Source organism: Candidatus Pelagibacter communis (assembly GCF_001179845.1).
In the GTDB taxonomy this organism is placed as follows: domain Bacteria; phylum Pseudomonadota; class Alphaproteobacteria; order Pelagibacterales; family Pelagibacteraceae; genus Pelagibacter; species Pelagibacter ubique_Q.
In genome coordinates this window covers 64,258-77,418 of record NZ_CVSB01000049.1, presented here as the reverse complement: position 1 = coordinate 77,418, position 13,161 = coordinate 64,258, and the positions used below count along the sequence as shown (strand labels likewise).

At 29.4% G+C, this 13,161-nt stretch carries 11 protein-coding genes; 1 reads left to right on the top strand and 10 read right to left on the bottom strand.

The genetic code is table 11. The features are described from left to right. The first annotated feature begins 2 nt into the window (after positions 1 to 2). Positions 3 to 1,007: a class I SAM-dependent methyltransferase gene (locus AMN81_RS05330; protein ID WP_072091029.1), complete on the top strand. Its 1,005-nt coding sequence runs from the start codon at positions 3 to 5 to the stop codon at positions 1,005 to 1,007. A gap of 22 nt (positions 1,008 to 1,029) precedes the next feature. Here the strand turns inward: AMN81_RS05330 and pnp are convergent, their stop codons facing one another. The 10 genes from pnp to miaB form a co-directional block, all read right to left on the bottom strand. Then, complete coding sequence (gene pnp / locus AMN81_RS05325) at positions 1,030 to 3,102, bottom strand: polyribonucleotide nucleotidyltransferase (RefSeq protein ID WP_072091028.1); 2,073 nt, start codon at positions 3,100 to 3,102, stop codon at positions 1,030 to 1,032. Positions 3,103 to 3,159: 57 nt separating this feature from the next. Further along, complete coding sequence (rpsO, locus tag AMN81_RS05320; RefSeq protein ID WP_023854485.1) at positions 3,160 to 3,408, bottom strand: 30S ribosomal protein S15; 249 nt, start codon at positions 3,406 to 3,408, stop codon at positions 3,160 to 3,162. Positions 3,409 to 3,420: 12 nt separating this feature from the next. Then, entirely contained in the window at positions 3,421 to 3,789 is a 369-nt protein-coding gene (rbfA, locus tag AMN81_RS05315; RefSeq protein WP_023854486.1) for a 30S ribosome-binding factor RbfA, read from the bottom strand. Beyond that, a complete protein-coding gene (gene infB, locus AMN81_RS05310; RefSeq protein WP_072091027.1) occupies positions 3,789 to 6,008 on the bottom strand; it encodes a translation initiation factor IF-2 in 2,220 nt (739 codons plus the stop codon). The genes rbfA and infB overlap by 1 nt, the downstream gene beginning before the upstream one ends. Positions 6,009 to 6,018: 10 nt before the next feature. Continuing rightward, complete coding sequence (gene nusA, locus AMN81_RS05305) at positions 6,019 to 7,572, bottom strand: transcription termination factor NusA (protein ID WP_072091060.1); 1,554 nt, start codon at positions 7,570 to 7,572, stop codon at positions 6,019 to 6,021. 99 nt (positions 7,573 to 7,671) lie between these two features. Then, entirely contained in the window at positions 7,672 to 8,841 is a 1,170-nt protein-coding gene (gene metK, locus AMN81_RS05300) for a methionine adenosyltransferase (protein WP_072091026.1), read from the bottom strand. Continuing rightward, positions 8,834 to 10,378, bottom strand: a complete 1,545-nt coding sequence (gene lnt, locus AMN81_RS05295) for an apolipoprotein N-acyltransferase (RefSeq protein WP_080986918.1) — start codon at positions 10,376 to 10,378, stop codon at positions 8,834 to 8,836. The genes metK and lnt overlap by 8 nt, the downstream gene beginning before the upstream one ends. Position 10,379: 1 nt before the next feature. Then, positions 10,380 to 10,841, bottom strand: coding sequence for an rRNA maturation RNase YbeY (gene ybeY / locus AMN81_RS05290; RefSeq protein ID WP_072091024.1), 462 nt, complete (start codon positions 10,839 to 10,841; stop codon positions 10,380 to 10,382). After that, positions 10,834 to 11,829, bottom strand: coding sequence for a PhoH family protein (locus AMN81_RS05285; protein WP_072091023.1), 996 nt, complete (start codon positions 11,827 to 11,829; stop codon positions 10,834 to 10,836). The genes ybeY and AMN81_RS05285 overlap by 8 nt, the downstream gene beginning before the upstream one ends. A 3-nt stretch (positions 11,830 to 11,832) precedes the next feature. Next, a complete protein-coding gene (gene miaB, locus AMN81_RS05280; protein WP_072091022.1) occupies positions 11,833 to 13,161 on the bottom strand; it encodes a tRNA (N6-isopentenyl adenosine(37)-C2)-methylthiotransferase MiaB in 1,329 nt (442 codons plus the stop codon).

Below are 13,161 nucleotides of genomic sequence, written 5' to 3'. Positions count from 1 at the left end.
TAATGGATATTAAAAAAACACTACTGGATAGAAAATTCTTAGGTGAAACAAGTGAAATCAGTTTTGATAAAATATTAAAAGAACCTGTTAAAAATTCTTTAACTTCTCATATAAAAAATATACATCAATTTAGTTTATATAAATTGTTTAAATTAATTGTTAAAAGGTATTTAGTAGATTTTTTGAATCTATTTATAAAAGAAAAAAAAGTTTATAATGAAAATAGATCAGTCAGAGAAGTAAAAGCTAAATATGAGAAAATATCAGGCTTATACATTGATAAATTTTATGATGAAGAAAAAATGGAAGAAGGAATTTTAAAAAAGAAAGATTTTTTAGCTTTTAATAATCATGAAAATAAAATTTATCTAATCAAAGGTGGAAGGGCTATAAAACCAATAACAAATATAGTTTCAAGATTTTGTAATCATCATAACTTAAAGTCTTTAATTGAGGTTGGTGCTGGTGAGCTAACAACTCTTTATCCAATAATTAAAAAAATAAATAATTTGAAATTTATTTCTGCCCTTGATTTATCGCCCAACAGACTTAAACATGGTAAGGCATTTTTAGAAAAAAAAAATATTCAGATTGATCATTTAATAGCATGTGATGCATCAAATATTCCATATGAAGATAATTCTTTTGATATATCATTCACTCACTACTGTATTGAGCAAGTCCCACACCTTGCAAAAAAAATAATAAATGAGATGATAAGAATTTCCTCAAAATATATTTTAATAGTGGAACCATCCTATCAATTTTCTAATAACATCACTAGAAGGAACATACTTAATAAAGGATTTCCAAAGCTGAATGATAGTCATTTCAAAAGTTCAAAAGCAAAAGTAATTTATCGTGATGGTTTACCTTTTACCAGGTATTCAAATTACGCAGAAATTACAGTATTAGAAAAAATTACTAAATGTGACGGAAAGCCAATTTTACGTTATTCTCCGAGCTTTAAAAAAAATGATGAAATAATAGATTTTTCTAATATTTAAAAATTTTTTCTAATAAATAAATTTATACTAATGCTTGTTTAATAGAAAGTTTAACTTTACCTCTATCAAAACCAATGACTTTAACTTTTACTTCATCGCCTTCTTTAACAACATCAGTTACTTTAGCAACTCTTTTATCTGCAAGTTCTGAGATATGAACTAGTCCATCTTGTTTTCCTAAGAAATTAACAAATGCACCAAACTCCATAATCTTCATTACTTTACCTGAATAAATTTTGTTTAATTCAGCTTTTGCAGTGATGTCTTTAATCATTTGCATTGCGATATTTCTAGACTCTTCATCTGGAGCAGCAACTGTTACCACACCTTCATCATTTACATCTACTTTTGCACCTGATTTTTCAACAATCTCTCTGATCGTTGCACCGCCTTTTCCAATGACAGCAGCAATGTCTTTTTTATCAACATTAACTTGTTCCATTTTTGGAGTATGTTTTCCAACATCAGATCTTGAAGCTGACAATGCTTTATTCATTTCTCCTAAGATGTGAACTCTTCCATCTTTAGCTTGGCTCAATGCCTGCTCCATAATTTCAAAAGTAATACCTGTAATTTTGATATCCATTTGAAGAGAAGTAATTCCATCTTTAGTTCCAGCAACTTTAAAGTCCATGTCACCAAGATGATCTTCATCACCTAGGATATCTGAAAGGACGCTGAAATCATCACCTTCTTTAATTAATCCCATTGCAATACCAGCAACTGGCTCTTTTATTGGTACACCAGCATCCATTAATGCTAAAGAAGTTCCGCAAACAGTAGCCATTGAAGAAGAACCATTAGATTCTGTAATCTCTGAAACTACTCTAAAAGTATATGGAAATGCTTCTTTTGAAGGTAATGAAGAGTTAATTGCTCTCCAAGCTAGTTTACCATGACCAATTTCTCGTCTACCTGTTCCAATTCTTCCAGTTTCCCCAACTGAAAAAGGAGGAAAATTATAGTGAAGCATAAATCGCTCTCTTTGTAATCCATCTAAACTTTCAATTCTTTGTTCGTCATCAGATGTTCCTAAAGTTGCTACAACAATTGCTTGAGTTTCACCTCTAGTGAATAATGCAGAACCATGGGTTCTTGGTAGAACACCTACTTCACAAGAAATAGGTCTTACGTCTGACAAACCTCTTCCGTCAATTCTATTTTTGTTTTTTAGAATATCGGTTCTGACAATTGATTTTTCAAGATTTTTTAACTGACTGTTAACATCAAGATCAGTGTAGTTTTCATCTTCCTCATAAAGCTTTTTAGCTTTATCAGTGATTTCTGAAATTTGATTTGATCTATCCTGTTTATCTCTTGTTGCGAAAGCTTTCTTAAGATCTTCCGTAAAAGTTTCCTCAAGTTTTTTCTTAACTTCAGATAAATCTTTTTTCTCAACTATCCACTCAGGTTTTCTACATTCTTTTGCAAGTTCCTCGATCATTTCAATTACTGGAACAAATCCTTCATGTCCAAATTTAACTGCGTTTAACATTTCTTCCTCTGTTAAACCACTTGCTTCAGACTCAACCATAAGCACAGCATCTTTTGTACCTGCTACAACTAAATCTAATTTCGATTTTTCTAACTCTGCTTTAGATGGGTTTAAAACATATTTTCCATCAATAAAACCAACCCTTGAAGCTCCTACAGGCCCCATAAATGGCATTCCTGATATAGCTAATGCTGCTGATGAAGCAGTGATTGATAAAATATCTGGTTCATTTTCTTTATCGTATGAAATTACAGTTGGTAATAACTGTACCTCATTTTTAAATTCATCAGGAAACAGAGGTCTGATAGGTCTATCAATTAATCTAGAGATTAATGTTTCACTTTCAGTTGGTCTTGCTTCTCTTTTAAAATATCCACCTGGGATTTTTCCTGCTGCATAATATTTTTCTTGATAATTTACAGATAATGGAAAGTAATCCATATCAGGATTTACTTTTTTTGCTCCCACTGCTGTTGCTAGTACGACTGTCTCTCCACATGTTGCGATTATTGCACCGTCTGCCTGTCTTGCTACTTTACCTGTTTCTAAACTTATCTTCTTTCCTGCTACTTCAATTTCCTTCTTGTATACTTTAAACATTTCATTTCCATTTCGTTTCGTTCGTTTCGTTCCATTCCATTCTATCTATCTTGACTTCTATTTTCTTAAATTCAATTTCGACAGTACATTTTTGTAAGAATCCATTTTATTTTTCTTTAGGTATTCTAACAATTTCTTTCTTCTATTTACCGCTCTCAACAATCCAACAGATGAATGTTTATCCTTTTTGAATTGCTTAATATGTTTAGAGAGAGTTTCAATTTTCTCTGTTAGCAAAGCGATCTGTATCTCTGAAGATCCAGTGTCTTTATCGTGTATTGCTAATTCTTGTGCCTTTTTGTTCATGCCTCTTTCTTCCTATTTATTTGTTTGTTTTATTAAGTTTTCTATTTTTTCCGCATACTCAAAAGATTCGTCTTTTCTAAAAAGTAATTTTGGTAAAAATTTCATAACCACTTTTTGTGATAAGATTTTTCTAATTAAAAATGAGTATTCCTTTAGAACACTAATTGTTTCCTCCGCATCTTTTCCACCCAATGGAAGAACATATGCTTTAGCAATTTTTAAATCAGGACTCATTCTAACCTCAGTAACCGTTATAGTGTTTGTTTCTAAATTTGGCACCTTAGCCTCATTTCTTATAAAAATCATGCTTAAAGACTGCTTAATCATTTCACCTACTCTTAACTGTCTTTGTGACACTGGTTTTCCTATTCTATCTGCCATTAAATTGACCTCTCAGTAGATGTAACACTAAATGCTTCTATTGTGTCATTTTTTTGGAAATCTATATAATCTTTAACGGTTATTCCACATTCTTGACCATCACTTACCTGTTTAACTTGGTTTTTTTCTCTAAATATTGTTGAAACTTTGCCAGTATATATAATAGTACCATCTCTAATAATTCTTACATCTGAAGTACTATTAATTTCTCCTTCAGTTACTTTTGAACCAGCAACTTTACCTGCGCCCGAAACTTTAAATATTTCTAAAATTTGTGCAGTACCAGTAATTTTTTCTTGTACATCGGGCGCCAATAATCCTGACATTCTTTGTTTAATATAGTCTAAAACCTCATAAATAATATTGTAAGAAGATATTTTTATTTTCTCATTCTCAGCAAGTTTTTTTGCTTCTTTACTTGGTTTAACATTGAAAGCTATTAATACTGCATTTGAAGCTTTAGCTAATGTAACGTCTGTTTCTGTTATCATTCCAATATCTGCTAAAATTATTTTAGGTTTAACCTCATCATGTTTGATTTGATTAATTGCATTTTTGATTGCTTCTGATGATCCATGTACATCAGATTTAATTATTAAATTTAATTCTTCAGTAGATTTATCTGAAAAGGCAGAGTCTTGTGTTGCAAAAGATATTGGATTTTTTCCATCCTTACTCTCTTGAGCTCTATTTTCACTCAGTGTCTTTGCTTCTTTTTCTGTATCAAGAACAATGAAATCGTCTCCAGCTTTGGCTGCACCATTTATTCCTAAAATTTCAATAGGAGTAGAAGGTAATGCTTCATTAATATTTTTTCCTTTATCATTAATAATAGCTCTTACTTTCCCCCACTTTAAACCACTTACAAAAAAATCACCTCTCTTAAGTGTTCCTGTTGTTACAATTATATTTGCAACTGGACCTCTTCCAACATCAATTTTTGATTCTAAAACTATACCTGTAGCTTTAGATTCATAATCCGTTTTAAGATCTAAAATCTCTGCTTGTAGTATTATTGACTCTACTAATTTATCTAAATTTTGTTTTGTTTTAGTTGAAATTTCAACCATTAAAGTATCACCAGATAAATCTTCCGCAATTAATTCATGCTCTAATAATTGATTTTTTATTTTCTGAGGATCTGCCTCTGGTAAGTCACATTTATTAATTGCTACAACTATTGGAACATTTGCAGCTTTGGCATGTTTAATAGACTCAACTGTTTGAGGTTTAACTCCATCATCAGCAGCAACGACTAAAACAACCACGTCTGTTAATTTTGATCCTCTTGCTCTCATTTCTGTAAATGCAGCATGGCCTGGCGTATCAATAAATGTTAATTGATTACCTTGACTTTCAATTTGATAAGCTCCTATGTGTTGGGTTATTCCACCAAATTCTCCTGAAACCACGTTCGCACTTCTGAGCACATCTAGTACTGATGTTTTGCCATGATCCACATGACCCATGACGGTAACTATTGGTGGTCGATTTTTTAAATTTTCTGTTCTTGAAGCTTTTATTTTTTGAATAATTTCTTCTGCTTTTTCTTCCCTAATTGGATTGTGACCAAATTCTTTAACTAAATATTCTGCAGTATCTGCAGCTAATGTTTGATTAATAGTCACAGTAACACCCATACCAAACAAATGCTTAATTACATTGCTTGATTGTTCAGCCATCCTATTTGCAAGTTCTCTTACTGTGATTGCTTCAGGAATATTAACATCTCTTTTAATCGGTTTTAAATTTTCTTGAGAATTATCTTTTGTAGCATTTTTAATTTCTTTTTGTCTTGCTCTCTTTACTGATGCTAAACTTCTTTGTTTTGCATCAATCTCATCACTTAGTGCTCTTGATACAGTTAACTTTAACTCTCTCTTCTTTGTTCCTGCTTTTAAAGTTTTCCTATCTTTGTTTTCACTATCTCCTTTAAGTCGTTTAGTAGCTCTTTGCTCTGCTAGTTTTCTCTTTTCAAAATTGTTTGTTATAGGGGGTGATTTAGGATTAAATGAAGGTTTTAATGGTGTTCCTCTGTTTAAAGTTGAGGTTGTTCTTGACTTATTCGTACTAGATCTAAACGATCCACTTCTACTCGAGAATTTTCCAGTTTGTTTTTCAATTACTACAGAATTTTTTCCTTGAGATTTAGCAATCTCAATACTCTTGATTGATTTTTTGGCTGAGCCTGAAATTGTTAATTTTGTTTTTTTCTCCATACCTCATCACTCAATCTTTATAAACAATGTTTCTGGAAGACATAATTAATTCATCCGCTTCTTCTTTAGATAAAGCGAAATCTTCAAGATAACCTTGAATTTTTACTCTCTCACCTTTAACTACGTCATAACCACCAGTTAATTCGTCAGATGCTAAGTCTGCAAAATCTTTTAAACTTAAAATTTTTTGTTCACCAAGTGTGACTAACATTCCCGGTGTTAATCCCTTTAAATTAATCAAGGCATCTTCAAGACCTAATTCTTTAATTCTCTGAGAGATATCCTCTTGATCCTTTTCATGAAACTCTTTTGCTCTTTCTATCAATGCTTTAGCTGTATCTTCATCTATACCCTCTATCTTCATCAAATTTTCAGTTGAACTATCTTTAATATCATCAATGGTTGAAAAACCTTCAGCAACAAGTAACTGACCCAACGTTTCATCTAACTCTAAATTTTTTACAAAGTTCTCTGTTTTTTCTTTAAATTCTAATTGTCTTCGTTCAGACTCTTCTGAATCTGTCATTATGTTAATTTCATAATTTAAGAGTTTTGTCGCAAGTCTTACATTTTGACCTCTTCTTCCAATTGCCTTGCTTAAGTTTTCCTCAGTAAGAATTACATCAAGTTTTTTTCTTTCACTATCAACGTTAACCCTTTGTACTTCAGCAGGGGATAACGCATTTGAAACCAAAATAGCAGGATCTTCTGACCAATTAACTATATCAATTTTTTCTCCTTGAAGTTCATTTACAACTGCTTGAACTCTTGAACCTCTCATACCTACACAAGCTCCCACTGGATCTAGAGATGTATCAACTGCTTTAACACATATTTTAGCTCTACTTCCAGGATCTCTTGAAGAAGATTTAATTTCTATTAGTCCATCATAAATTTCGGGAACCTCTTGAACAAAAAGCTTTTCCATAAATTTAGGATGAGCTCTAGAAAGAAATATTTGTTGCCCCCTAGGTTCTCTTCTAACATCATAACAATATGCTTTTATACGGTCACCTGCTTTAATATTTTCTCGAGGTATTAATTCATTTTTTTGAATTATTGCTTCAGTTCTACCTAAATCAACAATTACATTTCCAAATTCTAATCTCTTTACAATTCCACTTAAAATTGAGTCTTTCTTATCAACAAAATCGCTAAATTGTCTTTCTCTTTCAGCTTCTCTTACATTAAAACTAATCACCTGCTTTGCGGTTTGTGCAGCTATTCTTCCAAAATCAAAAGAAGGAAGTGGCTGTAATACTTCGTCACCAATAGTCTTATCTTTGTTTAATTCATTTAAATTAATTGCATCTTCCAATTTTATCTCTGTATTTGCATTTTCTGGATTTTCAGCGATAATCAATTTTCTAAAAAGTTCAATATCTCCATTGTCTCTATTTATAGAAACTTTAATTTCATTTTCCTGTCCAAATTTAGATTTTGCAGCTTTGGCAATACCCGTTTCCATAGAATTTATGATTAGCTCTTTATCAATTGATTTTTCTAAAGCTACGGCTTCAGCAATTCTTAATAATTCAAGTTTATCTGCTCTTTTATTCAACATAATTTTGTTTGCTCCAAAAAAAAATGGGCTAAAGCCCATCTTGTAAAGTTCAATAATGTAGTTGCAATATAGTAAAGTTTTTTTTTAATTCAACAGAAACTATCTAAAAAAAACGTTAGTTTTATCAGTTTTTTCCCATGAAAATGAACCATTTTCTTCAGGTGCTCTACCAAAATGACCATAAGCAGATGTTTTTTCATATATTGGTTTATTTAAATTCAACATTTCTCTGATACCTCTAGGGCTCAAATCAAAATTTTCTTTAATCTTTTCTACAACAAATTTATTTTTATCTAGATCGTTATCAAATAAATTAACATAAATAGATAATGGTTTTGATACGCCAATTGCATAAGCTAACTGAATTAGACATTTTTCAGAAATCTTAGAACCAACAATATTTTTAGCAATATATCTTGCCGCATAAGCGGCTGATCTGTCAACTTTTGTTGGATCTTTTCCTGAAAAAGCACCACCACCATGAGGTGCAGCTCCACCATAAGTATCAACAATAATTTTTCTACCTGTCAAACCACAATCTCCATCTGGACCACCAATTACGAAATTTCCTGTAGGATTTACATAAAACTCGTTTTCATTAAAACCATCAAGAAAATTCTCAGGAATGGATTTTAACATATAAGGTCTAAGTAAATCTCTGACTTGCGATTGATTAACATCTGGTGAATGCTGTGAAGATATAACTACAGATTTTACTTTTGATGGTTTTCCATCAACATACTCGAATGTTACCTGGCTTTTTGAATCTGGTTCAATATTTTTTAATTTTCCAGATTTTCTATCTTCAGCCATTAATCTTAAGATTTTATGAGAATAATGAATTGGTGCTGGCATCAAAACATCCGTTTCATTACAAGCGTATCCAAACATGATACCTTGATCTCCAGCTCCTTCATCTTTATTGCTAGAGGAATCTACACCCATAGCAATATCAGCTGATTGGGAATGTAAGTGACTTTCAATTTTTGTAGCTTCTTTCCAGGTAAATCCTTCTTGGTCATAACCAATATCTTTTATACAATTTCTTACTTTTTCAATTAATTCATCTTTTTTAATTTCTGGTCCTCTCACCTCACCAGCTAGAACAACTTTATTTGTGGTAGTAAGTGTTTCGCAAGCAACTCTAGAATATGGATCTCCAGAAATAAAACTATCAACAACCATATCTGAAATCCTATCAGACACTTTATCTGGATGTCCCTCGGAGACAGATTCACTTGTGAAAAGATAATTTTTTAAATTACTCATTTTTACTTTTCTTAAATGAAAATATTAAAAAAATATACAACAAAATTATAAATCCAAAAATTTTATTTCCAAATTTTGTAAACAAGCTCATCTGAATTTTTCTTGACTCACTTAAATCTACATAACCAGATTTATTAATATCGACTTTTTGCTCAATAACTCCCATTGGGTTAATAATTGCTGTTGTCCCATTATTTGCTGACCTTAAAACATATTTTCCACTCTCTATAGCTCTAAAAATACTATGAGTAAAATGTTGCTCTGGACCAATTGACTTACCAAACCAGCCATCTTCGGAAATATTTACAATATAATCAAAATTACTGTTTGTAAAAATTTTGCCAGAATAAATTATCTCATAACAAATGAGAGGCAATATTTTCACTGATAAATTATTATAATTCAGATTAATTATGTTTCTTTCTTTACCTTTCGAATATGATTGGTAGTCATTAGTAATTGTTTTTAGGCCAATACCTTTTAGTAATTTTTCAAAAGGTAAAAATTCACCAAAAGGAACAAGGTTTATTTTTTTATATGAATTTATTATATTTAGATTGTGATCAAAAATAGATAATGAATTAAAATGTTTAATAGTTTTATTCTCATCTTCTTTAATATTGATACCAATTGCTAACAAATGATTTTCGTTAAATTTATTTTCAAATAACCACTTGTATTCTTTTAATTGGTATTGTGAAATACCTGGAATTATACCCTCTGGCCAAATAAAAATTATTTTTTCACTTTTTTTAGGAGCGCTGATTTCAATTAGCTCTTCTATAACAGCTATTGGATCGATATTATTATAAAATCTATCTATACTTATATTTGAACTCAAAATTCTTACTTTATAGTCAAGATTTTTTACTTCTTGTTTGTTAAATTTTTCTAAATTTTGTGAACCAAGTACATAAAACGACATTGCTGTAATAAGAAACGCAACACAAACACTAATATCTTTTTTATTTTCTCTTAAAATAAATATTGATGGACTTGTAAATAATGAAATACAGAAAAGATTAAAGCTGTATGTGCCTATTACTGATATAATATTTAAAATTTCGATTTGATTAGAGAAACTATAAGCAATTAAATTCCAAGGGAAACCAGTTAGTATTGATCCTCTAACAAATTCTACTATTCCAAATATTAAAGAAAAAAGAAAAAATGAGCTTAAATTATTTTTTGGTTTTAAAACCACAAATAAATAAGCAACTAAAGCATAAAACAAGGCTAAGAAACAAGGTATTAATATTATTGTAAAAGGTATTAAAAACTTAAAATTTTGATCGAACGTTAATGATATTGAGATCCAATATAAATTACTTACAAAATAACCAAAACCAAATAACCAACCATAAAGGAAAAATATTATTTTATTTTCATAAAACTCGATTTTTTTTATTAAAAATATATAGAATAAACTAAAAGTTAAAAAATTTATTATAACATAATTAAATGGAGGCAAACTTAAGGAAGTAAGCACTCCTATTAAAATTAAATAAATTAATTCAATATAAAATTTATTTTTCAATTTAATTTATTTTTGATTGTACAGATTTAAATAATAGATTTTCCTCTTTTAACATTTTGGAATAATCTTTATTTTTTTTATGATCAAAACCTAAAAGATGAAGAAAACCATGTATGAATAATTTAGTAACATTTTCTTTAAAAGATTTTAAATTTTGTGATCTTGGTTTGTTTAGATAATTATAACTGATGATAATGTCTCCAAGATAAGTATTTTTTGTAATTTTTATTTTTTTATTTAATGGAAAAGATAATATATCGGTAGATTTATTTTTTTTTCTAAAAACTTTATTTAATTTTTTAATATTCTGATTATTTGAAAGTAATATTGTTAAGGTTACTTTTTTATTCAAAAATTTATATTTTTTCGGAAAAGCTTTACATATTTTTTTAAAAAAAATGTCCTTATTTTTAAGTCTTTTTGACCAAGCCTTCTCCTCAGAGAAGACGTTAATACTAATCATTATTTGAGTATGCTTTGACTATTTTAGAAACAAGTGGATGTCTAACTACATCTGAATGATCAAAATCAACTATGGATATTTCCTTTAAATGCCCTAGTAACTCTTTTGATCGAACTAATCCTGACATGCTTTTATTTGGTAAATCAATTTGAGATGGGTCACCATTTACAACAATTTTAGAATTTTCTCCAATACGAGTTAAAAACATTTTTATCTGAGTATCCGTAGCATTTTGTGCTTCATCTAAAATTGCAAAGGAATTTTTTAGAGTTCTACCTCTCATAAAAGCTAAAGGTGCAATCTCTATATCTCCAATCTCAATCATTCTTTGTATTTTTTCAAAGTCGAAGAGATCATATAAAGAATCATATAAAGGTCTAAGATAAGGGTCTACTTTTTCCTTCATATCACCAGGTAAAAATCCCAAACGCTCGCCTGCTTCTACAGCTGGTCTTGAAAGAATAATTCTCTCAATCTTTTTTTCTAGAAGCATAGTTAGACCTACAGCAACTGCCAAAAAAGTTTTTCCAGTTCCTGCGGGCCCTGCTGAAATTATAATATCACTCTCTCTCAAAGCTCTCACATAGCTTTTTTGTTTTTCAGATCTAGGAATTATAGATTTTTTTGGAGTTTTGATAATATCTGTAACATTATTATTTTTTACTTTTTCATTAATCATAAAGTTATCAACCGATGAAAGTATATCTTTATTCTCTATACTTCCATTATTAATAAACTGATTAGCCAAAAATTGAATAGCATTTTTAATTTTTTCATTCTTTTCATGTGTTGATTTAATTAAAATTGAATTTCCCCTTGAATATAAGTTGCAATTTGTAATTTTTTCTAATTCTTGTAAATTTTTATTAAATTCCCCAACAACACCCATTAACAAGTTATTGTCATGAAATATAACGCTTAAAGAGTTGTTATCTGAATAAACAAATTTTAAAGACTGATCAATATTTTTTTTAGTTATTCCACTCAAATTCTATGCAACCTTCTGATCCGAATTAGTTATAACTTCACCGAATAAAGTATTTCTATTACTATCTTTAATTCTCACTTGCACTATTTTTCCAATATCATTCTTTTTACCATTAAAAATTACAGATGTCATATACTCAGATCTACCAAAAGCTTTGCTTTTATCGTAAGTCAAATTTTCGACCAAAACATCAATAATTTTCCCCTTCAATGAGTTGTTCATTCGGATTTGATTTTCGAATAAGATATTTTGAATTTTTTCTAATCTTTCAATACAAATTTTTTTTTCAATTAAGTCTAAATTTTCAGCTACTGTTCCAGGTCTTGGGCTAAAAATGAAAGAGTAAGAGTTAATAAATTTAACCCTTTCAATTAAATTAAAGGTATCTTTAAAATCCTTATCTTCTTCACCAGGATAACCTATGATAAAATCGCTTGAAAATTCTATCTTTGGATTAATTTCTTTTAATATATCAAAAGTATTTAAATATTCTTCAATAGTATGTTTTCTATTCATTGAGTTTAAAATTTTATTAGATCCACTTTGGACAGGTAAATGCACAAGTGGCATTAACTTTTTAGAAGTTTTATAAACTTCGATCAAATCCTGTGTCATATCTTTTGGGTGAGATGTTGTATATCTAACTCTCTTAATTTCAGATATTTTTTCAATATTTAAAATTAAATCTGATAGTCTGTATCCTTCATTATCATAAGCATTAACATTTTGACCAAGTAAAACAATTTCTCTTGCGCCATTGTCAGCTAAATATTTTGCTTCATCTAAAATTTGATTTAATGGTCGAGAATATTCTGGTCCTCTTGTATATGGAACTACACAAAAATTACAAAACTTATCACATCCTTCTTGAATAGTTAAGAAAGATGATACTTTTCCAGCTTCATTTTTTATTTTACTTAAATATTTAAATTTAGAAACCGCATCAAATTCGGTTTCTTCAATCTTTTTATTTTTTTTAATATAATTGAAAATTGTATCATTAATTTTATGATAAGCTTGAGGACCAATTACTAAATCAATGTAAGGTTCTCTTTTAAGCATTTCTTGGTTTTCTGCTTGAGCAACACACCCTGCAATAATCACCAATGGTTTTTTTTTAGATCTAAATATTTTTTTTACTCTACCTATTTCTGAGTAAACTTTTTCTTTTGCTTTATCTCTGATATGACATGTATTTAAAAGATAACAATTTGCTTCTTCATATTTTTCTGTTTTTTCATAACCAATTTTTTTAACTGAATCATATATTCTATTAGAGTCATACTCATTCATTTGACATCCAAAAGTTTTAATAAATATTTTTTGATTCAT

Coding starts and splice junctions, on each gene's coding strand:
- AMN81_RS05330 (WP_072091029.1), top strand. CDS start 3: ATGGATATTAAAAAAACACTACTGGATAGAAAATTCTTAGGTGAAACA.
- miaB (WP_072091022.1), bottom strand. CDS start 13,161: ATGAATCAAAAAATATTTATTAAAACTTTTGGATGTCAAATGAATGAG.
- ybeY (WP_072091024.1), bottom strand. CDS start 10,841: ATGATTAGTATTAACGTCTTCTCTGAGGAGAAGGCTTGGTCAAAAAGA.
- rpsO (WP_023854485.1), bottom strand. CDS start 3,408: ATGAACAAAAAGGCACAAGAATTAGCAATACACGATAAAGACACTGGA.
- metK (WP_072091026.1), bottom strand. CDS start 8,841: ATGAGTAATTTAAAAAATTATCTTTTCACAAGTGAATCTGTCTCCGAG.
- pnp (WP_072091028.1), bottom strand. CDS start 3,102: ATGTTTAAAGTATACAAGAAGGAAATTGAAGTAGCAGGAAAGAAGATA.
- nusA (WP_072091060.1), bottom strand. CDS start 7,572: ATGTTGAATAAAAGAGCAGATAAACTTGAATTATTAAGAATTGCTGAA.
- rbfA (WP_023854486.1), bottom strand. CDS start 3,789: ATGGCAGATAGAATAGGAAAACCAGTGTCACAAAGACAGTTAAGAGTA.
- infB (WP_072091027.1), bottom strand. CDS start 6,008: ATGGAGAAAAAAACAAAATTAACAATTTCAGGCTCAGCCAAAAAATCA.